At 66.7% G+C, this 24116-nt stretch carries 25 protein-coding genes, 1 tRNA gene and 2 pseudogenes; 8 read left to right on the top strand and 20 right to left on the bottom strand.

The features are described from left to right. Positions 1 to 6: 6 nt before the first annotated feature. Both GA0070604_RS02885 and GA0070604_RS33285 read right to left on the bottom strand, forming a co-directional pair. A complete protein-coding gene (locus GA0070604_RS02885; protein WP_091113686.1) occupies positions 7 to 1797 on the bottom strand; it encodes an adenylyl cyclase in 1791 nt (596 codons plus the stop codon). A 234-nt stretch (positions 1798 to 2031) separates the two neighbouring features. After that, entirely contained in the window at positions 2032 to 2400 is a 369-nt protein-coding gene (locus tag GA0070604_RS33285; RefSeq protein ID WP_244162148.1) for an HAD hydrolase family protein, read from the bottom strand. 200 nt (positions 2401 to 2600) lie between these two features. On the opposite strand from GA0070604_RS33285, the gene GA0070604_RS33280 reads away from it, so the two are divergent. From GA0070604_RS33280 to GA0070604_RS02855, 7 genes and pseudogenes are all read left to right on the top strand, one after another. Continuing rightward, positions 2601 to 2861 carry a hypothetical protein gene (locus tag GA0070604_RS33280; protein ID WP_244161725.1) on the top strand — a complete coding sequence of 87 codons (261 nt, stop codon included), beginning with the start codon at positions 2601 to 2603 and terminating at the stop codon, positions 2859 to 2861. 268 nt (positions 2862 to 3129) lie between these two features. Next, complete coding sequence (locus GA0070604_RS32245; RefSeq protein WP_244161724.1) at positions 3130 to 3276, top strand: hypothetical protein; 147 nt, start codon at positions 3130 to 3132, stop codon at positions 3274 to 3276. A gap of 133 nt (positions 3277 to 3409) precedes the next feature. Further along, positions 3410 to 3641 (top strand): annotated as a pseudogene (locus GA0070604_RS31590) (transposase); the annotation flags it as partial. A gap of 11 nt (positions 3642 to 3652) precedes the next feature. After that, positions 3653 to 3946 carry a hypothetical protein gene (locus GA0070604_RS32240; RefSeq protein ID WP_091113683.1) on the top strand — a complete coding sequence of 98 codons (294 nt, stop codon included), beginning with the start codon at positions 3653 to 3655 and terminating at the stop codon, positions 3944 to 3946. Between the two features lie 93 nt (positions 3947 to 4039). After that, entirely contained in the window at positions 4040 to 4306 is a 267-nt protein-coding gene (locus GA0070604_RS02870; RefSeq protein WP_091113680.1) for a site-specific integrase, read from the top strand. 697 nt (positions 4307 to 5003) lie between these two features. Beyond that, complete coding sequence (locus tag GA0070604_RS02860) at positions 5004 to 5516, top strand: helix-turn-helix domain-containing protein (RefSeq protein WP_244161723.1); 513 nt, start codon at positions 5004 to 5006, stop codon at positions 5514 to 5516. A gap of 44 nt (positions 5517 to 5560) precedes the next feature. Next, positions 5561 to 6124 (top strand): PIN domain-containing protein, encoded by a 564-nt coding sequence (locus tag GA0070604_RS02855; RefSeq protein WP_091126860.1) that lies wholly within the window; start codon positions 5561 to 5563, stop codon positions 6122 to 6124. Here GA0070604_RS02855 and GA0070604_RS02850 read toward each other — a convergent pair. The 17 genes from GA0070604_RS02850 to GA0070604_RS02770 form a co-directional block, all read right to left on the bottom strand. Continuing rightward, on the bottom strand, positions 6098 to 6685 hold the full coding sequence (locus tag GA0070604_RS02850) for a transposase (protein WP_141721420.1): 588 nt from the start codon (positions 6683 to 6685) through the stop codon (positions 6098 to 6100). The two genes, GA0070604_RS02855 and GA0070604_RS02850, sit on opposite strands and share 27 nt — an antisense overlap. Next, positions 6685 to 7191, bottom strand: a complete 507-nt coding sequence (locus GA0070604_RS02845) for a winged helix-turn-helix domain-containing protein (protein WP_244161722.1) — start codon at positions 7189 to 7191, stop codon at positions 6685 to 6687. The genes GA0070604_RS02850 and GA0070604_RS02845 overlap by 1 nt, the downstream gene beginning before the upstream one ends. 426 nt (positions 7192 to 7617) lie before the next feature. After that, positions 7618 to 7690 (bottom strand) — tRNA-Arg (locus tag GA0070604_RS02840). 421 nt (positions 7691 to 8111) lie between these two features. Continuing rightward, on the bottom strand, positions 8112 to 8567 hold the full coding sequence (locus tag GA0070604_RS02835; protein ID WP_091113676.1) for a SitI3 family protein: 456 nt from the start codon (positions 8565 to 8567) through the stop codon (positions 8112 to 8114). Between the two features lie 14 nt (positions 8568 to 8581). Then, the gene (locus GA0070604_RS02830; protein WP_088986537.1) at positions 8582 to 8992 is read right to left on the bottom strand and encodes a CdiA C-terminal domain-containing protein; all 411 of its coding nucleotides are present in this window, start codon (positions 8990 to 8992) and stop codon (positions 8582 to 8584) included. Between the two features lie 185 nt (positions 8993 to 9177). After that, entirely contained in the window at positions 9178 to 9705 is a 528-nt protein-coding gene (locus tag GA0070604_RS02825; protein ID WP_091113672.1) for a DUF6244 family protein, read from the bottom strand. A 296-nt stretch (positions 9706 to 10001) separates the two neighbouring features. Then, a complete protein-coding gene (locus GA0070604_RS02820) occupies positions 10002 to 10577 on the bottom strand; it encodes an HAD family hydrolase (protein ID WP_167363392.1) in 576 nt (191 codons plus the stop codon). A 164-nt stretch (positions 10578 to 10741) separates the two neighbouring features. Continuing rightward, positions 10742 to 11446, bottom strand: coding sequence for a phosphotransferase (locus GA0070604_RS02815; RefSeq protein ID WP_167363391.1), 705 nt, complete (start codon positions 11444 to 11446; stop codon positions 10742 to 10744). A gap of 53 nt (positions 11447 to 11499) precedes the next feature. Continuing rightward, a complete protein-coding gene (locus GA0070604_RS02810) occupies positions 11500 to 12687 on the bottom strand; it encodes a hypothetical protein (protein WP_091113661.1) in 1188 nt (395 codons plus the stop codon). A gap of 7 nt (positions 12688 to 12694) precedes the next feature. Next, positions 12695 to 13738: a hypothetical protein gene (locus GA0070604_RS02805; RefSeq protein ID WP_091113659.1), complete on the bottom strand. Its 1044-nt coding sequence runs from the start codon at positions 13736 to 13738 to the stop codon at positions 12695 to 12697. 18 nt (positions 13739 to 13756) lie between these two features. Continuing rightward, positions 13757 to 14404, bottom strand: coding sequence for a class I SAM-dependent methyltransferase (locus GA0070604_RS02800; RefSeq protein ID WP_167363390.1), 648 nt, complete (start codon positions 14402 to 14404; stop codon positions 13757 to 13759). After that, positions 14401 to 15507, bottom strand: a complete 1107-nt coding sequence (locus GA0070604_RS02795) for a GHMP family kinase ATP-binding protein (RefSeq protein WP_141721222.1) — start codon at positions 15505 to 15507, stop codon at positions 14401 to 14403. Before GA0070604_RS02795 ends, GA0070604_RS02800 begins: the two co-directional genes overlap by 4 nt. Beyond that, positions 15504 to 16523: a monodechloroaminopyrrolnitrin synthase PrnB family protein gene (locus GA0070604_RS02790; protein WP_091113646.1), complete on the bottom strand. Its 1020-nt coding sequence runs from the start codon at positions 16521 to 16523 to the stop codon at positions 15504 to 15506. Before GA0070604_RS02790 ends, GA0070604_RS02795 begins: the two co-directional genes overlap by 4 nt. A 35-nt stretch (positions 16524 to 16558) precedes the next feature. Next, positions 16559 to 17062, bottom strand: coding sequence for an NUDIX domain-containing protein (locus GA0070604_RS02785; RefSeq protein ID WP_091113644.1), 504 nt, complete (start codon positions 17060 to 17062; stop codon positions 16559 to 16561). Between the two features lie 2 nt (positions 17063 to 17064). Then, on the bottom strand, positions 17065 to 17934 hold the full coding sequence (locus GA0070604_RS02780) for a phosphotransferase family protein (protein WP_091113641.1): 870 nt from the start codon (positions 17932 to 17934) through the stop codon (positions 17065 to 17067). Then, positions 17931 to 20285: a pyridoxal phosphate-dependent decarboxylase family protein gene (locus GA0070604_RS02775; protein ID WP_091113638.1), complete on the bottom strand. Its 2355-nt coding sequence runs from the start codon at positions 20283 to 20285 to the stop codon at positions 17931 to 17933. Before GA0070604_RS02775 ends, GA0070604_RS02780 begins: the two co-directional genes overlap by 4 nt. Before the next feature lie 18 nt (positions 20286 to 20303). Then, a complete protein-coding gene (locus GA0070604_RS02770; protein WP_091113634.1) occupies positions 20304 to 21686 on the bottom strand; it encodes a glycosyltransferase family 2 protein in 1383 nt (460 codons plus the stop codon). 441 nt (positions 21687 to 22127) lie between these two features. On the opposite strand from GA0070604_RS02770, the gene GA0070604_RS02765 reads away from it, so the two are divergent. Then, positions 22128 to 23372 (top strand): IS256 family transposase, encoded by a 1245-nt coding sequence (locus GA0070604_RS02765; protein ID WP_091113630.1) that lies wholly within the window; start codon positions 22128 to 22130, stop codon positions 23370 to 23372. Positions 23373 to 23632: 260 nt separating this feature from the next. Here GA0070604_RS02765 and GA0070604_RS02760 read toward each other — a convergent pair. Next, positions 23633 to 24096: pseudogene (locus tag GA0070604_RS02760) on the bottom strand (transposase); the annotation flags it as partial. Between the last annotated feature and the right edge of the window lie 20 nt (positions 24097 to 24116).

Raw genomic sequence — 24116 nt, 5'->3', positions numbered from 1 at the left:
CCCGGCTCACGGGTAGCTGAGCACCGGGCTGGTGCCGTACGAGCCGACGACCGGGGTGCCGGCCTCGTTGACGGTGCGTTCGATGCCGCCGCTGCCGTCGAGGAAGACGGTGATCGCGTCGTGGAAGCGCACCCCGGCCCGGCGGGGCGCCTCGATCGCCCGGTCGCAGCGGATGTCCACCTTCTGGTTGAAGTACGAGTAGACGCCGAGCCCCCACGCCTCGTGCTCGCGTACGTGCTCGGCGACCTTGTACGACGCCCAGCCCTGGCCGGTCGGGCTGCGCCAGGCGGCCTGGCTCGGCGGGTCGTACGGCAACTCGCTCTGGTAGAAGACGGTGCGCCCGCGCTCGCCGTTCCAGACGGTCTGCCACCGCTGGTAGTGCTCGACGAAGAGCCCGTACGCGGTCACGTCGTCGCCGTTGACCACCACGCCGGTCGCGGCGGTGTTGACGGTCCAGCCGATGGTGCCCGGCCTGCCGTGGTCGCCGCGCCAGGCCCAGATGTTGTCGATCAGGGTGTGCCGGCTGTTGACCACCAGGCTGGTGACCGCCCGGCCGGCGTACGGGCCGCCGATGCGGAAGAAGACGTCCTGGAGCGAGATCGGGTTGGTGGCGTGCGACCGGTGACTGTTCCGCTTGCCGACCTCGACCAGCACCTCCGACTCGACCGGGCCGGCGTCGACCAGCACCCCGGCCACGCGTACGCCGTCCACGTCCTCGATCCGCAGGGCCGCGTCGCCGGTGGTCGGGGCGAGGCTGGGCATGCCGAGGCCGAGCACGACGGTGTCCGGGTGCTTGACCCGCAGCGCCCGGTCCAGGTGGTAGACGCCCGGGGTGAGCAGCAGGTGCCGGCCCTGGGACAGTTCCTGGTTGATCCGCTTCGCGGAGTCGGTGGGCTTGGCGATGAAGAAGTCCGCCAGCGGCAGCGAGGGCACCGGCCGGGCGCCCGCGCCCCAGGTGGTGCCCACGGTGTCGCGGCGCAACCCGGGTACGGCCACCCGCCAGCGGCCCGCGCCGTCGACGAGGAGGTACGGCTTCTCCCGGGTGACCGGGCTGGTCGGCAGCGTGGTGTACGGCGGGTCGGGGAAGCCCTGCGCGGGCGCACCGATCACCCCGGAGAAGACCTGGTTCCACACCCCGTTGGTCCAGTCGCCGCCGAGTTCGCTGTCCCGGGTCAGCCACTGCTGCTGGGAGCCGTTGATGGTGATGCCGTCCACCTTGGAGTCGGCGATGTAGCCGCCGCTGGAGTAGCCGCCGTTGCCGGGCTCCAGCCAGAGGATGCCCCTGATGTGCACCCGGCGCATCGGGGACGCCTGGGAGACCGCCCACTGGTTCGACCAGTCGGTCGGGGTGACGGCGAGGTTCTCCACCGAGCGCCAGAAGTTGGTGAGGGCGGAGATCCCGGCCGCCGAACTCGGGTCGGGCTGGCCGATGACGCGTACCGCGCCGTGGATCTCCACGTCGTCCGGGTGCGCGCCGAGGCCGGCGACGGTGGTGTAGTAGCCGAGCCTCGCGTCGACCTCGTACCGGCCGGGCTTGAAGAGCACCGCGTACCGGCCGGTGCCCATCTCGTTGTGTTCCTGGGCGGCGAAAAGGCTGTCCAGGGTGGACTGGATCTCGGCGGTCGGGGTGGTCGGGTCGTACACGAAGACGTTGGGGCCGAAATCCGGCTCGGCGCTGTCGTGGCGGCCGGGCATGGCGGCGGCCGGCAGGGCCGGCATCCCGAGGGCGGTGAGCGACGCGGCGGAGGCGGCGGTGACGGTGAGGAAGCGGCGGCGGGACGGGTCGAGTGGTCTCATCTGCCTGCCCTGTCGGTGGTGGGGTAGGAATCGACCGGCAGGAGCGTGAGAGCGCTCTCCCGACCGGACGTCCTGTTCCTACCCCATCGACGACGATCGCGCCAGGGAGCGGCGGCTCCGGAACCGCCGCGGCACTCGGGCCGGAGTGTACGAGCTGAAGGGCGCGGCGTCACTGCGGCGCGTGCCAGGCGGGGCCTCGGCACGCGCCGGGGCCCGCGCCGCCAAGCGCGGCGGTTACGCCCGCTGGGTGTGCCGCCGGACCAGGTCGTCGACGAGCACCCGCACGTAGTCGGCCGTCTCCTCCCAGCAGGTGACGGCGTGACACTGGATGCCCATCGCCTTGACCGGATAGTCGTTGCCGCCGTGGTCCAGCCGGTCACCGACGAAGAGCACGTTGTCGTGCTTCAGGTCCAGGCACTCCAGCAGCTTGCGCATGCCGTACGCCTTGTCCACGCCCTTGCGGGTGACGTCGATCGAGGTGGAGCCGCCGCCGCGCACCTCCAGGTCGGGCAGCTTCTCGGCGACCGCGTCCCGGAGCCGCCGCTTCTTGCTGCCGTCCGGGTCCCAGCCGTACTTCTCGGCAGGCGGGGCCGACTGGCCCAGCGCGGAGAAGGTGATCTGGCTGCCCCGGTCCTCGATGATGTCCCCCAGGTCTTCGTCTCCCAGAGGTCGAGCGCCTTCGCCGACTCGGTGAGCGCCGCGACGATACGGGCCTTGTCCGCGTCACTCAGATCCTCGGCGTAGATCAGCCGCCACTCGCCGTCCTGCCACCGCAGGTACCGGGTGCCGCAGGTGGGCATCAGGTGCAGCCGGCGCAACTGCTCCTCTGCGAGGTTGAGGTGGGCCAGCACCTGCGCCTCGAACTGCTCGAACCGGCCGCCGGAGATGATCAGAACGTCCACCTCGCCCAGCAGGTGGCCGAGGAGCTCCGCCATCCGACCATCGATCTGGGACTTGGAGACAGCCAGGGTGTCGTCCAGGTCGAACGCCACCACTCGAAGATCATTCATCAAGTACCACCATGTCTCGCGGGCAGGCCAGAACTTGCAGGGTACCGACGGTGACCATCCGCCAGCCTGCGAACCCCGAGCGTCACGCTGCGCAGCCCCTCATCGCGCAGGGTAACAGTGGATCGAGTTGCCCGTGCCCGGAAGAGGGATCGAGAGCCGATCGACACAACGCGCCGCCTCGCCCTCGGGACCGGCCCCCTCGTGTTCATACCGCCGTCCTGACCGGCACAATTCCCGACAACGGCGAGCCAGGATCTCCGGTACGGTTCGCCCGGTGAACCCTCCTTCGAGGCGTGCCTCCACCGCCCGCATGCTCGGGAACGTGGCCCTGGTCTCCGGATTACTGGTCTCGGTCATCACCCTGTCGACCGACACTGGGACGCCTGAGCCGTACATCCTCGCGGGATTCCTCGTCACGACCGGGATCGGGCTGCGCATCGAAGCCGCGATCCGCGAGTCGCGGGCGTGACCCTCTGACCCGGAGGGTTGCGTCCACGGAAGTGGTGTACGACTTGCCCGTGGTGGGCGTGTTGCGTAGATGAGAGACGGCCATCGCGTCGATCCTTCAAGACGACCAAGTCAGAGAAGGAGAAAAGGACGCGATGGCCGCATCAGAGAGTGTGAACCCTGTTGACCTGCTGCGCGAGCAGATCGCAGGCATATCGCCGGACGTGTTGCAGGCAATGAACAAAATGTTCGCGCAGGCGGTGATGTCTGCCGAGGCCGACGCGGTCTGCGGCGCCGGTTACGGGCGACGCAGACGAGCGGGTCAACTCCCGTAACGGCTATCGGCACCGGGAGTGGGACACCCGCGCCGGGACGATCGACCTGGCCTGCCTGACTCGATGGTGCAGAGCAAGGGTGCGGTGTCGTGGCTGGAGTTCGTGCAGGCGTACATCGATATGGAGTGGCCGGGAGCAGCGGCGAAGTCGCGGGGAAGCATGGTTGACGCGTTGGCGACCGTGACTCCCGTTCTGGTCCGTGAGCAGGCGGGCCGGCCGGCGGTGGACGAGCTGCGACGGGTCCTGCTCGATCACCTCCTGCATCCGGGCGTACGTGATCGGGAGGTGCCGGCGGAGTTGGGTGCGGCGCTGCGGTGGGATGCGGCGTGCGTCGCTGCCGGTGTCCGAAATCGGTGAGGCGGTGGTGCGGGCGGCACTGGATGGCTTGGCGCTACGACCCGTCAAACTGGAGGCGTTGGCGTTCAACCCGGTCGACAAATCCGGGTACGGGTGCAGCGGGCGACCATCGCCGAGTCGGTCGACCGGCGGGTGGTGGTCAGCGGTCGCCCGGCGCGGGAGCTGCTGACGGTGGTGTCATACGTCGACGAGCGGGGTCGCGTCGGCCGCGGTGAGCGCCTGGTCGCGTTCTTCGCGTGCCTGTACTTCGCGGCGCTACGCCCGAGTGAGGCACTGGCGCTGCGCGAGCAGGATTGCCACCCTTCCGGCAACCGGGTGGGGCCGGCTGACGCTGGTCGACAACCGGCCCCAGGCGGGTAAGCGGTGGACCGACAGCGGCGAGGTGCACGACCGTCGCGGGTTGAAGCACCGGGCGGCGGCGGAGTCCCGGGTCGCGCCGATCCCGCCGAAGCTAGTGGGCATTCTGCGGCGGCATGTCGACCGGTTCGGCGTCGCTGATGACGGTCGACTGTTCCGCAGCGGCAAGGGCAACGTGGTGGCCGCATCAACGTACTCGCGGGTGTGGAAGGCAGCGCGGGAGCTGGCGCTGACTCCGGTGCAGGTGGCGGCCCACTGGCCGGGCGTCCGTACGACCTGCGGCACACGGCGGTGTCGCTGTGGCTGAACTCCGGTGTTCCGGCAACCGACGTCGCCGCGCGCGCCGGCCACTCTGTGGACGTGCTGCTGAAGGTGTACGCCAAGTGCATCGACGGCTAGGAGGCGACAGTCGACCTTCGAATTGAGGCGGCTCTGACCAGAGCGTAAGTCAGGGCCGCTGCCTGGAAGAGTGTCGAGGGGCGCGCATCCCCAACGCCTGCAGACGGCTGACTTACCGCCGAACGAGTCCACGGCGTGGGCGCAGCTCAGAAGGTTACCCAGGTCCGCCGTCGATGCATGAAAGCGAAGACCCTGAGTTATAGCCTGGCGAAGAGTCGTCCGTTTTGTCAGTAATCCAACATGACGAGCAGCAACCCTAGATCACGTTGCGTTTCTTGCGAATTAGACGCATGCTTGCGCCATGACAGCCGCCGCAGCCCGCGTCATGGATGAGCAGACGATCCTGCCCGATGCCGCCAACAGCGCGGAAGTCGTAGACCTCCTTCAGGTCCTACGCGACCGCGGCCACGATGTGCCCGAGGCAAGAGCACGCCTGGTAAGCGCAGACGGCTCTAGCTCCAAGCCCCTACCCGACGGCCTGCACGACATCTTGGTCAAGGCACTTGAAGCCCTGGCCAACGGCTACGCCGTCACGATCGCGCCGCAACACACAACACTTACCACGCAGCAAGCCGCAGACATGCTGGGGGTGTCGCGGCCGACCCTCACCAAACTGCTGGACGAGGGGAAGATTCCGCATGAGCGACCCAACAGCCACCGCCGCATCAAGCTTGCCGACGTGCTCAAGTACCAAGAGCAGCGACGGCAGGAGCGGCGGCAGCTACTTCAGCGCATGACGGTAGAGAGCCTTGACATGGGGCTCTATGACCTACCAGCTAACGACCTTGAGGAAGGCAACGACAACAGAACGTGAAGCCGAAGCTTCCACCAGGCATCCCTAGCACTTAGGCTCACTTGGTGCCGTTCTCTGTCCTGCTCGATGCGAACGTCCTGGTTCCAAACGCGCTCCGCGACACTCTCCTACGGGTCGCAGAGGCGGACTTCTACCGTCCGCTTTGGAGCCAGGACATCCTCGCAGAGACGCGGCGGACGATCCTGCGGCTACGCCCGAGCATTGACCCCGAGCGACTTGACGCGATGTTCGCGTGCATGAACGAAGCGTTCAGTGACGCCCTCGTCACGGGCTACGAGTCTCTCATTGAGGGCATGACGAATCACATGGATGACCGGCACGTTCTAGCCGCCGCCGTCGCGGGCCGAGCGGACGTCATCGTGACGAACAACTTGAGACATTTTCCGCAGGCCGCCGTAGGTCCCCTGCATATCGAAGTACTGGCACCCGACCGATTTCTATGCCTGCAGTACGACCTGGCTCCGCCTGCGGTCGTGGACATCATCAAGAGGCAGAGCGCCGAGACCGGCCGCTCGGCCGGGAAGCCCCAACTGAGCGTCGAGGAGTTGCTCGGGTGTCTTACAGAGGTTGAATGGTCAGGGTTACGGCGGTTCTGGGTCGAGGGTTAGACCGGTGTGGGTGAGAAAGCTGGTCAGGAGGTCGGGGCGGTACTGGATGCGCTTGAGCCGGTTCTTCACCACCGCGGCGAGGTGGTCGACGCCGGTCACGGCGAGGTTGCCCAGGCTGCGTTTGAGGTGTGACCAGACGCCTTCGGTCGGGTTGAGGTCGGGGGCGTAGACGGGTAGCTGGATCACGTGGAGCCAGTCGCGGTTCGCGACAAGTTCGCGCATGGCGACGCTGACGTGGGTGTTGAGGTTGTCCCAGATCAGCACGATCGGCGCCTTGAGGTACTGGTGAGCGGCATCCAGCAGGGCGGCGTAGTCCGTCTCGGCGAAGCTGCGCCGCTCGCCCTTGCGGGGACGGTGGACCTTCACCCGGTACAGCAGGCGCGTTCGTTGTCCGGGCTTGACGCAGACCAGCCCGGCCACCGAGATGCGGCCGGAACCCTTACCGGACACCGGGATCACCGGTGTCCGCCCACGTGGCGCCCAGGTCCGGGCCTTGGACGGCCGAAGCGTGTGACCTGCCTCGTCCTCGAAGCAGATCCACGCGCCACGCTCGGCCGCCATCATTTTGCCTGCGGCCACACCTCCCGCCGCCAGGTCGCGATCGCCGCCTCGTCGCGTTCGACCGGCCGATGCTTGGGCACCTGTGGGCTGAACCCGATCCGGTGCAACAACAACGACACCCCGCGCAGGGTGTACCGCTGCCGGAACAGCCGGACGATCAACTCCGCCACCCTGGCCAGGGTCCAACGCTGGTCCTCGGCCCAGCCGTGCGCGGCCGGCCCCTCCTCCAACGCGGCGGCAAGCTGGTCCAGTTGCTGGCCAGTGAGCCGACACGCCGAACCTGAAGGACCCTTCGACGCCAACCCAGCCGCACCGTCGGCCAGCCACCGCCGCCGCCACACGTAGACGGCGTTGTGCGACACCCGCAACCGCCCGGCGATCTCCGACACCGACACGCCCTGACTCAACAGCGCCGCCGCCTGCAACCGCACCGCCTCACGCCGGACCCGACCCTCGGCCGTCAGCCCACCACCATCCGGATAGCGCACCCGAACCAAATACGCCATCCACCGGCCACGATCACGTCGACACGCCGCATCAACCACACCCTAACCCTGACCATTCAACCTCTGTAGCAACGGCGGCGCCCCTAGTTTCGTCGAACACATCCAAGGCCACCTAGCAGCAGCGAAGCTCCGACCGCGCTCCCCGAAGGCGCCCGCTCCACGTCTCGTCGAGTCGTAGCGCCGACTGGACAGGCCGCCCATTCCCCCGCTAGGACGCAACGCGAGCGGCCGCAGAACCGATGTAGCAGTGCCCGGGTGCAGACTGTGAGCTGTAAGAACGCCACACGTCACGGGCCAAGATCAATCCGCGGATAGTCCGTAGACAGCGACAAACGACGGCTCCAGGCCGCACACCACTACACAGGTCGAGTGATCGACGCGGAGGCGTATCCGCAGTTCAGATGGCGTTCTGACTGATCTTCGAAGTGCCCCCGGCAGGATTCGAACCTGCGACACACGGTTTAGGAAACCGATGCTCTATCCCCTGAGCTACGAGGGCGCGAGGGCCTAGTCTAGCGACCTGGGGGTTCACCTGGGGTGGCAGGGAGTGGCCCGCGTTCACCCACGTTCCCCAGAACCCCGTTCGCCCAGCCCAGGACCACACCCGGAGCACACGAACCCCGGTTTGCGACCGGCGGTCGGCCATGGTGACCCACGTTGGCACCGGTTCACCCCGGTTGGCATCCGCTGGAGAGCACACACCGCGCACATCACCGAAGATCATGTGCGGCTGTCCGCTCCCCCGGCTGGGCGCGGCCTCCCACGGCGGATTCCGGCCAGGTCGCGATCAGCCGCGCGGTGGCTGGTCGTCGTTGTCGCGGGTCAGGTCCGTCGGGTCGAGGAAGACGACGTCGACGTCGCCCACGGATGACGGGTCGAAGCCGCGCCGTTCGTCAGCGGGTCACCCGCGCTCGGCTGGCTCATGGGGTGATGGGGTCGTCTATGCCGTAGTGGCTCCACCAGGTAGGCCGGTGTCTGCGGAGTGTGCCCCCGACGCGGGTCAGCAGGAGCCAGTTGCCGTTCTGGACCAGCGCCGCGTCCTCCTGCCGGGCGGCCAACACCCGGGCCACGGCCTGCATCATGTTCGGGATGCCCTTGTCGACCAGGTCGTCTGCCCGCATGGAGAAGTCGATGTCGACGTACGTCTCCGGCTCCCACTCCCAGCGGGCACCGTCGTCGGCCTCGGCATCGAAATAGCCCTGGCTGCCTGAGGAGATGGTCAGCGCGTACCCGCGGGTGTCGTAGAGGCGGGCACTGAGCAGCCGTGGGTTGGTGCCGCTCGGCCTGGGCTTCTCGGCGGGTTCGGCTGCCACGAGATCAGCCACGTGGTCTAGGGGCAGGTCACCGCCCAGGGTCAACCTGAACTCGACAGCCATCTCTGCGCCTCTCCTCAGTCTCGACGGACGATCTGCACGATCGCGCCACTCGGCGTTACCGCGACGAGTTCTTTCAGCCTCTCGACGGGCCAGGTGTCGAACTGTGTCCGCAGGGCCGCGAGGTCTCCGTGCCAGTCGTGCAGGTTCAGCACCACGCGTTGGGTCTGCTCCTTGTCGACCTTGGCGCGGACCTCGCTCCAGACACCCCGCACCGGCTTGCCGAGAGTGGGCGAATAGCAGTCGAACACGTGACCTTCGATCAGGTAATCCGGGTCTTTGTTCGGGTTGCCCGAGTCGCCGGTACGGAGCCGGGCGTCGGCGATCTCCTGCCTGGTGGGGTTCTGGTGGACCCGGTAGCTCTTGCTGGCGACTATATCGGCGCATTCGTTCTCAAGCTCCAACGGACGCCGCCCTTCGTCGTCCAACCTGGGTGGAATTCTGGTTCTCGGACCGGTCGGCGTCCCGCCCGGGACACCGGTTGGCTGTCTGGTCCAGGGCGTGCCGTGGTCGTGGTCAGCTGATGGGGTGTCGCCGGCGGCATGCGTTGTCGGCGGCGGGTCACCGTGCTGGGAAGGGGTGGGGCTGGCCGGTGGGTGACCGCCAGCCCCTGTCAGTTTCCCGACGACCCCAACTGCCGGGCCTGCGCGATCGCCGCCTCAACGGCCTGCCGGGCCCCGCCGGTGCGCGCAACGACCAGCACCAGGACCTGCTTGATGGCCTCCAACGCCTGCAGCAGCGGCCCGGGCTGCCCGCCCTGCAGGACCATGGCGACGAGTTGCTGCGCCTCACCGACTCCGGTGATGGCCCCGGCCGCCGCGTCACGAGCGGCGTCCACGGCGCTCTGCACGGGCGCCAGCCCGGCGATCGTCTCCTGCGGGGTGGCCTCGTTCGGCACCGCCGCGGTGGCCTTCGTCGCCTCACCGATCGACCCGGCAAGACTTCCCAGGCCACCCTGGATGCCCGTGATCGCGGTGCGCACCCGCGCCACACCCGCCGCTACAGCGACGAAGCCCGCGCCCGCGGCCCGCAACGCCACCTCCTGCGCCTGACTGTCGGCGGCGGCTGCCAACCCCTGCGCGCGCTCGACTCCGGTCATCAATGCGCGGAGTTCACCGGTGATCTTCTCGATGTGCGACACGTAGCCGGCATCCCCAATCGATGAAAGTGGAAGTGCTCGACAGCTGAACCTACCGGGCTCCTTGCGAGGCCACCAGACAGCGGCGAGGCGGTCAGCACCGCAGACAGCCGCCGCGATGCGAACAGCTTCACGGGTGTAGAACGTTACGACCGCCAGCTACGGCAAGGAACTCGCCCGGAGCCGTGCAGAACTGCAGGCGTAGCAGGCGGCCAGCCATCGGCGTCGTCCGACAACCAACAGCGCATGCTCCAGGAAGTCGGCGTTGGGAGGCTAATTGTATTGCCAAGACGGCACAGCTACCGGGTCGCCGATCCTGCAATGCGGCGGCGAAAACAGTGGACGTCCACAACGTGCATGCCGGCCGCGTCGGCCGCTTGAATGCCTTCAGGCGAGTCCTCGTAAACGAGACAGGTCGAAGGTGCAGCGCCCAGTCGGTGTGCGGCGAGGTGAAACAATTCCGGATCGGGCTTCCCGCGCTCGGCATCCTCTCCGGCTACCACATGGTCGAACAAACGCCGCAGGCCAGTGGCTTCGAGGCCGGCTTCGACGACCCTACGAGCGCCTCCTGATACGATAGCCAACGGAATTTCTCCATGGAAGCCCATCGCGAGTTCGACAACTGGAACGTAGACTTCCAGGCCGGAAGTCCTCTCGATAATCCGATCGATACAGTCGGCAACGATGGATTCGACTGGCGCAACGATACCGGCGACTCCAGCAAGCTCGGAGATTAACTCGCTCCCAGAAGTGCCTATTCGAGCGGTATAGAACTCTTCCCGGAGATCGAGCCCCCATCGCTCACAGGCTTGAGACAGCGCGCGAAAGTTGATTGGGTGGCTGTTGACGAGAGTTCCGTCCCAGTCGAAGAGCACCGCTCGGTAACGATAAAAGTCGACCGGCGGATAACCGTGATGACAAGGTTCCTGCGGCGAGCAAACAACTTTTACTGAAGGCTCACCTCCGACTGGCCCCAACATAACTTCTCCAAGCTGCGCGTAGTTGGCCGGACGCACGATTCCCCCGTAGCGAACCTAAGTTAGGTATGGTCATTGGCGCAGGCTCTCAGGTCCCTTAGGTAACGCTGAGCAGCCGCCATATCTGGTGGAGCGGCGGTGATCGACGACATGAGACGACCGAGCAAGTGGACGCGACGGTAGATAGTCAGCGCTTGCTCGTTGAACGCAACCCCTTGATCATCAAGGAGATCGACCAGTCGAGCTGGACGGATTCCAAGCGCATAGCCGATTCTGGCGTAGTCGAGGTCCGGGTCGCCGTAGATGGCCAGTTCCCAGTCGAGTCCCGCGATGCCGCTAGGACCTTCGAGGAAGTTGCCCGGCTCTGGGTCATTGTGCAACAAGGATGGCACGGGTGGTTCGGGTAGCCGCAGATGGGTAAGGGCGTCTGCGGTGCCTGCGCCCTCGTGAAGCCCTTGGCTGACGAATGCTTTTCGGTAAGAGATCAGGCGCTGACAGACATAGTCGTTCCATCGTGGCAGGAGCGGCGCACAGAGCCGGCCAAAGCCAGGCCCGCCGAGCTCATGGACAGATCGCAGGTACGCAATTATTCGTCTTGCCGCTTCTTCGGTTCCGTCCGCCGTCGATCCGCGCAGCCTACTCATTACAAGAAACTTGCGACTGCCGATTCGACCGGAGCCCCGCTCGGACGGCGCCAATATGCGAGCGTCGTCGAGGCGCCGAAGAGCATCCCTTTCGTTTTGGGCTCGCCATGCTTCGCGGTACATCTTGATTACGACACCCGGTAGGATTAGGAGCCGATTGTTCGCAGGAATCGATCTCATGTCCGCGGCAGTGCGTCCAGCCGATCCTTGATGGCTGCCGTCACGGTCCGATACGGAGTGTCAGTACCGAAGCGGAGGTCCATGCTGGGTCGGCGTGCAAGCGCGTCGAGAACATCGGCCGAATTGACGCCCTGCTTATCGGTATTTCCGTGGCGGATACTCAGCCAGTCGCACACGTAGATGTCGTCCCCGGGTGACATGCACTGAGCCGCCAAGAGCCTCCGAGCTCGGCCGAGTGGAGTCAAACAGGAGTCGATCTTGTGGTTACCGTGGATAACCTGTGGAAAGACAATCAGCTCCACTGCCGCACTGGATAACAGCGGCGTGCCCGTGCGCTCACGCCACTCCTCGGGCAAGATGTGCAGCTTGTTGCTCCCCTGGAAGCTCTGCCAGTCCGAGCCAGATGCCGGCTTGGGACGTGCAAGGTTCCACCGGCTGGCGTGGCTCAAGCCGAGTGCGCTCAGTGTTCCGCCGTTGAGTCGAATGGGTCCGGGCATCGCGACGGCTCGCGGAGCGGCATCCGGAGATATCGCGATCATGGTGCGGTCGTTGGAGAGGAAAGCTCCGTCGTCGGCAGCAGCGACGGCGAGGGCGAGGCTGGACTTGCCGGCGCCGGAGTTGCCTACGAACAAGATGCCGCGGCCGTCGATGGTGGCAGCTGAGGCGTGTAGGCAGACCCAGCCGTCGTTCTCGGCCCGCCGGTAGCCGATCTCGCGGAGGTGCCGGGCGGCATTCATCGCCGCGTCCGTATCGTCGACCGTGATCACGGTGTAGCCGTCGGCGTGGCGAGCGACCACCTGGGGGGCTATCGCCGCACCGGTGTCGGTGACGAGCACTGGGCCGGCAGCAGTTCGATGCCACCTGGCCGGGGCCTGGGCATGCATCTTGACATCCCGTGAAACACCTCTGGCGCGTAGGCGGACGCGTTCGGCGAGCGCGGTGACGCGGTTGGTGGGCAGGGCGATGGTTCGCATCGTCATGGTGGACGAGATGGCATCGTCATGCGCGTTCCACAAGGAGCTGCCAGGGGTGAACAGGCTCCTCGTGTACCTCGCTGCTGTGCTGGACGACGCACGGAGCTGAATGGCCAACCCACTGAGCTGCACAGTGACGTCTTCCCTACACCAGGTGTCGAGCGCGGCGGGCGCGTCGCGGCCCGCCAGTACGGCGTCGAGTACGGGCATCACTCGATCATTCACAGTCATCGTTCCGCCCGTTGTTGAGGAAGTGCTCGACCTTGCTCTGGCCGAATCGGGTATGGGGAATACCGTGGGCTGCGAGCGCATCGGCGACCGCGTCCGCTGTCGATTCCACGGCCCGGCGGACCGGCGGAGAGCCGATGGTTGCGGCGGCTGTGGTGAGGCAAGCTCCGTACTCGATCTCGACCTGCTGAAGCGTTCCCAGGTATGGGGCGAGGGTGCTTGTGTCTACTGTGATGGTTGACCAGTGGCCGTCCTGGTCCATTGGTGACGGAAGGTCCCAGGTGCTGCGTAGCAGCTGACCGACCTTGTCGAGAGGCCTGTGACCGAGCGCGTCGCCGACGAGGGCCAGAGCGTGTTCTTGGTCGGTTGCCGGACGGATCCGCTTGTGGAGTTGACCATCACGGAGGAACTTTGCCTTCGCCCACCAACTGCCGTCAGGGCGCGGCGTCAGTGCGGCGTACTCGCGCGGGCTGGAGCCGGCTGGCCGGTAGATCTCCGATCGCAGGATTCGCCGGTAGATGATGCTGTCGGATACGGGCGTTCCGATGGTCGACAAGTGCTCCAACAGGATACGGGCGACAGCCAGCGGGTTGATCTTCGCACCGAGGGTGATCTTGGTTTCGACTTCTGGACCTTGCGAGGGCCGTCTCCCGGGCCTCGGTACAGGGAAGTTCATTCCGGCCCGCTCGCCGACGAGGGCGTGAGCCCATCCGGTGACGTCGGTGGGCACGCCGGTTGGCATCTGGGTGTAGTAGTGGAAGGCGACCAGCACTGCCGCGGCGGGACGCCACTGCGTGGTGGCGTAGAAGGTGGCCTGCCCCGTCGCTGCATCGACGTGGCAGGCCCACAACGGGACCCTGACGGCAGATACGTCGGGCAAGGGTTCCTGACCGTCGTCGAGCCGGCGCCACACCTGTTGGCGCAGTCTGCGTTCGTCGACGACGAGTAGAGGCCCGCCGGGAGGGTCTGGCATGCGGGTGAAGGCGATGTCCTGGTCGTTGGGACTGTCTGTGATGGCGGCGACGAGGAGCACGGTGTTCCCTTCGACGGGCTATACCCGGGTGAGGATGGCGCGCCACACGCTGCGTTGGCCCGGTTCGCCCGGACTGAGGTACTGCGTGACGTCGCCGCACACTGACAGACCCGCTCCGAGGAGAAGGCTCTCCAGGTCGTCGGGCGTCAGCAGGGTCATGTATTGGCCGTTCGGTAGGACGTAGACGTCGTCGCCGAGTGAGTCGAGACATGGGTCGAGGTGCCCGGCAGTGAATGTGTTCAGCGACAGAGAGCCTCCGACGGCGAGGACTCGGTGCAGCTCACGCAACGCGGCCCCGAGGTCGTCACGGTCATGAAGGTTGTGTAGGACACCGTGGCAGACGACCAGCGAGGCCCGTTGATCGGCAACGGGCATGTTGGTGACATTCGCACGGGCGAGTGCGACACGCGGCCCGGCGTGGTGGTCGCGGGCCTCATCCAGCATGCCGGGATGCAGATCGATGGCCAGGACACGGAAGCCTGCAGCCACCAGACTGGGCAAGTTCCGGCCCGTACCGCAGCCTACGTCGAGCGCAACGGCGCCGTCAGGTACGGGACTGCAGAGCAGGTTGGTCAGGTAGACAGGCGCCGAAAGTGCAGCGAAGGCTGAGACCGTGTTCGGATCGTTCCAGTAGTTGCCGGTAGGGGCCGGTCGTACACTCGTCACGATTGAGCTCCGTTATGGAGGCTGTAGCCGCTGTTGGCCGGCCGGCAGCGCAGGGTCCTCAGTCCCGCGTCCGCGAACGCCTGCTCACACGGGCCCGGAGTACGTGTAACGGCGCAGAAGGTGGGGCCGACCGAGGAAAGGGTAAGGACGTCAGCAAGCAGGTCACTGAAGATGTGTTCGAGTTTCGCGGCGGTGATGAGGAGATCTGGATGGGAGAACGCGCAGTTGGCGATGCTTCCCATCCGAAAGCGGTAGTCGAAGAGTAGGTGCCCCAGCGGGCGCAGGTCACCGTCGATGAGGGCGGGCCAGGCGTCGTGCAGGAGGCGATAGGCGATCTCAGGTCCGTGTGTGCGGCCGGTCGTGATGAATCCATCGAAATGCCGTGCCTCGGCTGCGAGGCTTGCTCGTGCGTCCCAGTTCAAGGGTTCATGGGGCATTCCCAGCACGATGTGCATGCCGTCGGGCAAGGGAGCCTGCAGCAGTGGCACCTGAGCGCCGGCGATGACCTGGACGGCGCCGGGTATGAGCCCGGCGGCGGCGGATCCGCCCAGACATTGCACAGGCAGAAGGTGGTGGAGGTCTTCGTCGATCTCCTCGCCGTGATTGCGGGCGAGGAACCTTACGAGCCGGCGAGCGGGGATGGGACGGCCATAGATCTCGTTGACTGCCGCGGCCACGGCGGCTATCTGACCGCTGCTGGAACCGAGCCCGATGTGGGCGGGCAGGTCCGGGGCAGTGGCCCGGACGCGTAGGCGCTCATGGACCCCAAGCACCGTGCGGATCAGTAACGCCGCATGTCGGGCCAGGACGGGATGGGCGCAGTCAGATGTCGTCTGGACGGCGGGACCGTCGTCGACGATGCTGACCTCTACGTGGCGTGGCAGGTCGCACGCCACGAGCAGTTCACCGGCGAGGTAGGTGCCGTCCCCGTTCGGCACGATCTTGCTGGAGTCCAGAGCCATGGCATTGACCCGGCTCGGATAGGCCACGCGGACGCACGTCGTGACGGGCTGCGGTGGAGTCGTCGGGCTGGCAGGCAGCGTGGACCGCACTGCGCCGAGGGGAAACGTCGGGAAGTCGGTATCGATCGAGCGGCTGTTCACGCGGTGCTCCCAGGGTCGAGGAGGATACGGGCGCGCTTGGTTACGGCCACGAGTTGATCGAGGGCGTCAGTCGTGTAGCCGCCGCTGCCGAGAGCACCTTCATCGCGTATTGCCATGTTGGCCTGGGCGAGTTGGCGGTGTGGCAGGCGGAACCGCAGCAGATCGTCGATGAGCAGGCCGGTCGCGGTGCGCAGGTGCGGGTATCGGTGAGCGAGTCGCGCCAAACCCGGGTTGCCACGGGCCTGGTCGATGAGTGCGCGGTGGTGTGGCGGCAGGTAGATGACGTTGTCGTCGACGTATTGCTCGAACCAGCCGGCGAGCTCGCCGGTGACCGCCTGGTTGAGCAGTACGACATCGATCACGAGCAGGGGCATCTGGGCGCCGCCAGGCGCGTAGTAGGTTTGCCCGGCGATGGTGAGCGCTGGGAAGTAGGGGCGCAGTCGGCCGGTGAAGTACTGCGGCGTCAGGTGACGTTTGACGGTCACCAGGTGGGCGGCAAAGGTTCGCAGGTGATGGTGCACAATCGCGGCGGCGGCGTTGGCTTCGTGTTGGTCGGCGGCCTCTGGCAGGTAGCGACAGCGCTCGATTGCGGCGTCGAGGCCGCAGCTGGCTGCGGAGACCTCGTTGATGAAGAGGTGCTCGCCGGGCGTGTCAGTGAAGGAACGCCGTCTGGGTCCGCGGGGGTTGCGGGTGCTGTATGAGTAGACGGTCTCACGTGGCACCTCGTCGGCGATGTTGCCTAGGTGGAGCATCGCCGCTTCGACCACAGGTGGTGCGAGGCCTCGGCCGGTGTGGCGGGCGAGCGAGGCGGTGAGCATGCCCAGGTCACGCAATGCCGCCCGAGCGGGGGCAGCGTCGCGGATTCGGGTGGCAGCCTGGCTGAGGTGTACGGCTCGGGTGTGCAGCCATGCGGTGTCGGCCGCGATGTTGGCTTGGGGCAGGGACCGCATTACGGCGTCGGCGCCGAGCGGGTCGAGCGTTGTTATGCTCGCGTCGAGACCATGGGTGACCGTCATGATTCTCCCAGTTGTCCAGGTGTGCCCCGAGGTGATCAATCAGCGGGTTGGTCGTCGCGGTAGCTCCACACCCGGCTGGTGCTGGCGCCATCGAGGTAGGCGAGCACGGGTTCGATCTCGGGCCGTGCGGCCGTGGAGGTGGCCAGGATCTTCTTGGCTTCGTCAAGCGGTAGCAGGACAGCGCCGATGACCTTGCCGTCCGGGTCATGTACGGCGATGTTGCCGTCCCAGTCGGTGCAGTCGAAGGTCAGGACGACTGTGGACGGGTACCGCTCGGTCGTGGTGTTGACGAGGTAGGCCAGCGGGCCGACCGTGGCCAGGCGCAGACCGGTCTCCTCCTGTACCTCGCGAATGAGGGCCTCGGTCAGCAGTTCGCCGCGTTCGACGCCGCCGCCGGGGATAGACCAGATCTCCTGTCCGTCGCGCTGCTCTTGCACGAGCACGATGTGGTCGTCGCGGCGGAGTAGGGCGGCGACAACCTGCACGCCGGGGCCGGCGACCGGTGCGGGCGCTGGGTTGGTGGGTTTCGTGGCGGGCATGTTCACTCCAGTTCGTTTCGCAGGGCCGCGACGCATCCGGGGATCTGGGTGCTGTCACGGACTCGCCAATACAGGACGTATGACAGGTGGATGACCAGGCGGTAGAAGGAGAGGCGGTGCTCGAACATCGGGTCGGCTGGCTGGCCTCGCTGGCGCCAGTAGGCATCCAGCAGGAGCCGGCGGTCCTCGCCCGCGGGCAAACACCATCGGTCGATCTTGACGAAGTCGCTGACGTCTTCGGCAATGGTGGCGTGATCGAAGTCGAGCAAGGCGATCTGACCGCCAGGTCGGATAAGGATGTTATCCGGGTGGATGTCCTGGTGGGTGTTCACCATCGGGTGGTCACCGAGCATGTCGGCCAGGACGGTGCCGCGGCGGCGGGCAACCTCTTCAAGGTCGGAGGGAATCAACTGATCTCGTCCGAGACGATGAAGCAGGTCGGACAGGTGGCGAACGCGGGAGGCGGGTGTCGCGGGGACGGCGATGGTTGACCCGTTGTGCAGCAGCGCGATCTGCTCTGCCAGGGCGGGCCATAGGTTTGCAGTGATGGCGTCGGTGCGGCGGGCTTCGGTGAACGTGCGGCCGGGGAGCCACTCTTGGAGCAGGAATGGCCCGAGGTTCGGGTCCCTGCCGAGCCGCAGGACCTGCGGCACTTTGACACCGCGTGTCGCGGCGCCAATCATGGCGTCGGCCGTCTTCTGCAGGTGGGCCTCGCCCTCCCGGTTGTTGAACTTGAGGAGGTAGGAGCGATCGCGGCCTGTGACGTGCCAGCAGGTGTTGAAGCGGCCTTGGGGAAGACGTCGGACACTGATGACTTCGGCGTCCGAGGCGAGCCGGCGAGCGGCAGCGCGGTCGAGCATCGGCGTCGTCATCGGCCTGCTCCGGCGATGGCGAGATCGGTGGGCAGCCCGTCTCGGATGAACACTTCGTAGACACTCTCGGCGAACTCGACGACCTGTCCGACGCAGAGCTGAGATGGATCGCGGACGTCAAGGCGAGGCAGAGCATGGTGCAGGCATCGGCCGAGGTTCCAGGGTGCGGCGAGTTCGATGGCCTCGGTGCTGGGCTCGGTCAGTGGGGTGAGTGCCAGGTGTAGGGCAGTCGCGGTGATCCGGCCCTCAACGGTGCATAGTCCGACGTTCGCGGAACGGGCGGCAAGTACCGTGCCCACGCTAGTCGGTGCGAGAAGTTCGGGCAGGTAGGCGGTGCCCTCCCAGGTTCGACCGGCCTCGATGTCGACCTCCGTGTCGAAAAACCGGTTCGGAAAGCGCCGCAACTGCTCACGGCGTAGGTGTGGGCGTCGGGGCAGGAGGACGTCAGCGTTGTACCGAGCGGTACGAACCGCGGGCGGTGCGGCGCCATCGATGAGGCGGACGGTCAGCTCCGCAGACGTGTCGATGGAGAAGGAATAGTCGTCACCACCAGGACGTCGGAATCCTGCCGCGTCCTTGCCGATCTTTGCCGTGATGGCGGCAGGAAAGACCTGCAGCTCGTCCGATCCACGCGTGCCCAACGCCTTGTACTCGGCAGAACGGAAGGTGCCATCTGCCTCGAAGTTCAACAGCACGCGAAGCGAGCCCGACAACACGATGGTGGCGTGGATCGCTCCTACCAGCGATAGTTGCTGCTGGTGACGGTCGAGGACCTCCAAGAAGTAGCGGTCGGTCCGCACGCCCAGCAGTTCGTTCGTGAACGGATCCTTGAGGTCGGGGGCATACACCCACAGCGGGCCGCCTTCACGCGCCTGACCCCACAACTTGTCCTGCATCTGCTCGCCAGTGAAGCGGCGTTGGGTGAAGGTGTGGAACGAGTAGCCCGGCGCGGCGGGATCGCGTCGCCCGTCGGGGTGCACGACGAAGTGGCGGAAGCAGTCGGTGTGGTTGCGGACTCCTGCCACCACCTCCGACGTGATGCTGCGGCTTTCGCCGCTGGCGGCCACTGCCTCGCGGGCGTGCACGACGCCTTGGGCCAACCGGGCGGCGAACGTGGTGATCTGCTTGTTGGTCAGGGATGGGGACGCATAGAAGTGGTAGAACAAGCGCCGCTCGCCGCCGCCTCGAGGATCCGGGAGTGTGAGCGGGACGAGCCGGTAGCTCGCGCAAAGGTCGGAGGGCAACTCTCCGCCGGGGTGGCTGAAGGCCGCGGAGACGACTGGTGCATGCGGAGCGGTCACCAACACAGCGTCGGGGTCAGCTGCCGTGATGGCCGCAGCCAGCTGGTCGCGGCGGTCGATACACTGAGCAGCGATGGCGCGGTAGCCGCTGCGACCCAGGATGTGCAGGGTTGCCCAAAGTGCAGCCGCGGTAGCGCCGGGGCGCGAGCCGAGGACGGTCTCGTCCGGGATCCGTGTATGGGGATCGATTCTGGTTACGTGTTCGAGCAGTCCCTTTCTCACGAGCAGAGCCCCACACGAGTACGGCATGAGGCCGGCCTTGTGTGGGTCGACGGCCATGGCATGCACACCGGGGTTACGAAAGTCGAAAGGAAGGTCGGGAGCGGTGAAGGGAAAGACGAAGCCGCCGTGAGCAGCGTCCACGTGAAGGAAACACCGGACGGCTCCCGGCTTCTGGAGAGCGAGGTCACGGAGTTCGGCGGCGATCTCGTCGACAGGATCCGAGAAGCCGCTGTTGTAGTAACCGGCGGTGGCCACCACGACGATGCCCGTCACACCAGCGCCGAACGCATCGGCTGCAGCCTGCCGGACCTGCTGGCGGGTCATCGTCCAGGACGCGCCTGGCGCAAGCCGCACCAGATCCAGGTCGAGAACCTCTGCGGCCTTCGCGACGGACGCGTGGCAGAGGTCTGAGGTGATCACACGGACGCGGTGCCCCGCGGTCCGGAGGAGATTGCGGGCGATTCGCAGCGCGGCGAGGGTGGCCTCGCTCGCGCCGCTGGTGAGATGCCCATCGGTGGCTCCCGCCCGGTAGAGACCGGCGAGGATGGCCAGCGATTCCTTCTCCAATCGTCTGGTGCCGGCCTTGCCTTCCCCGAAGCGGGTGTGCACGCCCACGTTGTTCGTGTTGACCGCACACCAGTCGCTGAGCGTCCGGACGGCTTCCGGGTGTGGCGCAGCCATGGCGAATCCGAGCCTGGTCTGCTCGGCGTCGTCCCACGCGGGTATCTCGCTCTTTGCCTGTGCCAGATGCTCCTCGATGAGGGTGCGACTCCAACCGTCCTCGGGGAAGTCGCTGGGCACCGCCCAGCCGACGTCGAGATCACCCATGATTGTGTCTCCTCGGGATCATCGGGCGGTCTCGCCCATGTGATCGGTCTTGGTGAACCGAAGGTCGCGACCGGTGACCGCAGCCCTGATCGCCCGCAGGCCCAGCAGCCATGGCCCAAGCGCGCTGACTGCGGGTTGTACCGCGAAGGTGGCAATCGATCCCAGGCGTGCCGGCTGCTGCCACGTGGCGTCGGCTCTGCCTGGTGTTCGGAAGTCGCGGAGTAGCCGGCCACGCAGCCGATACGCCACGATCGGTTCGATGACCGCCGCAGTCAGAGTGGCCGTGGCCAACAGCCTGAACTGGCGACGGGCTGCCAGGTGCGCGGCAGCAGCCGTCACGATCGCTGGTCCCAGGGCCCAGGCAGCACCGTCGGCCAGTGCGCGGGCCGCCAGCAACCGCTGGCCGGCGCGGGAGAGTCGGGTAGGCCTCGCCGCCGCGAAACGGTAGTCACGACGGGTGGCAGCGTTGGCAAAGGCCACGCTGCTGAACGCGCGGGCCATGGCGGCCACGCTCTGGTACGGCTCCACGATGTTGATCGAGGGCAGTACGGCTATTGGCTCACCGGCCATGCTCAGGCGGTGGCCGACCGCAAGATCGTCGTGAGGCTCCTGGAAGAATCCAACCTCTTCTAGCTTGTCGCGGCGCAGGATGAGTCCGGACCCGACGCCGTACACCATGGGACGAGCGATGGTGGCCAGCATTCGACGGCTACGTCCCGGCGCGCACCAGCCGGCCACCTTGATCCGCCGGTATTCGATGCCCAATGTGCGCCGGAAGGCAGCGAGGTCCTGCCCCGACATCGCTGCCGAACGCTTCCCTCGAGTGCCGGCGTGGAATGCGGGCAGCATCGGCTGCTGCATCATCGCGGGCCGGCCGACTGCAGCCCGCGCGACGTGGGCACGCAGGCGGGCGTCGGGAACCGCGTCGGCGTCGAAAACTGCGATGTACTCCTCGCCGTTCGCTGGAAACAGTCGTTCCAACTCTCCGACGGCGTAGTTGAGTTGTGACGCCCTGCGGCCCTGGCCCGGATACGACACGACGTGGAAGACCTCACGGCCCAGCTGTTCGTTGTGCCGGCGAGCCAGGTCACGGCAGAGGTGCTCGGTAGTCTGCTGCCCTACTGGTGTCTGGGTGGCCTCGCGCGCTGCAGTGACGACCAGCACGCGCAGCTGAGGCCAGTCCGCCGCCAGCTGCAGGAAACACGCCAGGGAGCGGGGCATTACCGTCTGCTCTCGCAGAGCGGGGATGACCACCGTCAGGTCGGGCCCAACATCGATCGGGGTGTTCCCGACTCGAGATGCATCCGTCCGAAGCGACCGCGCGGACCAGACCATGGAAGCGGTCATGTAGACGCTGCGCACGGCGTACGCGCCGATGAGTATCCGGCTGATCGAGATCACGGCGTCTCCTGTTCGACGAGGCCCAACTCACGGAGGCACCTCTCCGCGTCCTGGAAATAGCGGGGTTGAGCCTGCGGGCGGCGGCTGAGTATCCGGTCGCGGGCAGCCATCGCTGTCCAGCCTTTCGCGCGCAGGATGGCGTACGCGGCAGCTGGGGCGCGGTTGATCCCGCTTGCACAGTGGCAGTACAACCGCGCACCGCTCGCCGCCAGGGCCAGTTCAGCGAACGCTATGCATGTGGCGTACCAGGCGGTGCCACGGGACCCGCCATCATCCTCGGTCGGCGCTGAGTGCCACACCAGCCTGCCGCAGAGAGCGGCAGGGTTGCGTCCACGGGAGTGGTGTACGACTTGCCCGTGATGGGCGTGTTGCGTAGATGAGAGACGGCCATCGCGTCGATCCTTCAAGACGACCAAGTCAGAGAAGGAAGAAGAGGACGCGATGGCCGCTTCAGCGAGTGTGAACCCTGTTGACCTGCTGCGCGAGCAGATCGAGGGCGCGTCGCCTGATGTGTTGCAGGCGATGGTGAAGACGTTCGCGCAGGCGTTGATGTCCGCCGAGGCGGACGCGGTCTGCGGCGCGGGATATGGGCAGCGCAGCGATGAGCGGGTGAACTCCCGCAACGGTTACCGGCATCGGGAGTGGGACACCCGCGCCGGGACGATCGACCTGGCGATCCCGAAGCTGCGGCACGGCAGCTACTTTCCGGAGTGGTTGCTCACCCACCGGCGGCGGGCCGAGCAGGCCTTGGTCTCGGTCGTGGCCACGAGTTACCTGCTGGGGGTGTCGACGCGGCGGGTGGAGAAGCTGGTCGAGCAGCTCGGGATCCGGCAGCTGTCGAAGTCGCAGGTCTCGGAGATGGCCGCCCACCTGGACGCGCAGGTCGAGGCGTTCCGCAACCGGCCCTTGGACTCAGGGCATTACACGTTCGTGTGGATGGACGCGCTGACGATGAAGGTCCGCGAAGCCGGTCGCACCGTCAACGTCCACGCGCTGATCGCTGTCGGCGTCAACGCTGACGGCCAACGCGAAGTCCTCGGCCTCGACGTCGCCTCCGACGAAGACGGCGCCGGCTGGCTGGCGTTCCTGCGATCGTTGACCGCCCGCGGCCTGTCCGGTGTCCGCCTGGTCATCTCCGACGCCCACGCAGGCCTGGTGCATGCCATCGGGGCGGCTCTGCCCGGGGCCTCGTGGCAGCGGTGCAGGACCCATTACCTGCGCAACCTGCTGACCAAGGTGCCGAAGTCCGCGCAGCCGTGGATCGCCACCCTCGTCCGGACGATCTTCGACCAGCCCGACGCCGACGCCGTCCGCGCCCAGTTCGACAGGGTCGTGACCACCATCGAAGCGAAGTTCCCGGCCGCGGCCGAGCACCTCGATGCCGCCCGCGACGACCTCCTGGCGTTCACCGGCTTCCCGCGTGAGATCTGGCGCCAGATCTGGTCCAACAATCCTCAGGAGCGACTGAACAAGGAGATTCGCCGCCGCACCGACGTCGTCGGGATCTTCCCCAACCGGCCGGCGATCATCCGCCTCGTGGGCGCAGTCCTGGCCGAGCAGACCGACGAATGGACCGAAGGACGCCGCTACATGGGCCTGGAACTACTGGCCAAAGCCCGCCTGATCACCGTCGACACCAGCCAACACGACACCGACCAGCCCGACGCGGCGCCGATCGCCGCATAGCATCAGAACGGATCACGCGATGGCCGTCTCTTACACCACCAGCGCGGACGTGACCGTGCAAGGGGTTGTTGGACCTGCTCGAGAAGGCGGAAGGATCTGTGCAGGTTCTGGACCCCCCAGAACAGGTGAGAGCGGCCTGGCGTCCACTCATCCATGCTTTGCGGTCTGGCGGACATGTGCCCAAGGGCTGGCATCTGGTTCACCGCGGCCGCAACACCGGTGACCTGGTTATTGAGCTACGGCGGGCCGCCACCCGAGCAAGCAGCATCACGCACCTGCCGCTTCGACGGCAGACGCTTCTTGGCCGCCCAGTAGCCGCTCGGGGTGATCTGCAGCCCGTGCTGACGCAGCACGCGGCAGATCGGCTCGACTCCACCGAAGCGGTCCCGATGCTCGTCAACGAACTTCACGAGCGTTTCGTAGGCCGGTCGAGCTCGGCCGCGAAGAAAGCCGACGCGGCCTTCAAGATCTCATTCGCCCGACGCAGCTCGGCGTTCTCCCGCCGCAACCGCTTCAGCTCCTCCGACGTCACCCCCGACCGCCCGCCATCGTCAACCTGCGCCTGCCGGACCCACTTACGCAACGTCTCGGCCGTGCCGATCCCCAGCCGAGCCGCCACCGCCGTGATCGCCGCCCAGTCCGACTCATAGTTCGGCCGCACCTCCGCGACCATCCGCACCGCCCGCTCCCGCAGCTCCTGCGGATACGGCTTCGTTCCTGCCATCTCTCGATCCTTCCCAAGCG

The sequence above is a fragment of the Micromonospora eburnea genome, assembly GCF_900090225.1.
GTDB classification, from domain to species: Bacteria; Actinomycetota; Actinomycetes; order Mycobacteriales; family Micromonosporaceae; genus Micromonospora; species Micromonospora eburnea.
This window is presented reverse-complemented; position numbering and strand designations above follow the sequence as displayed.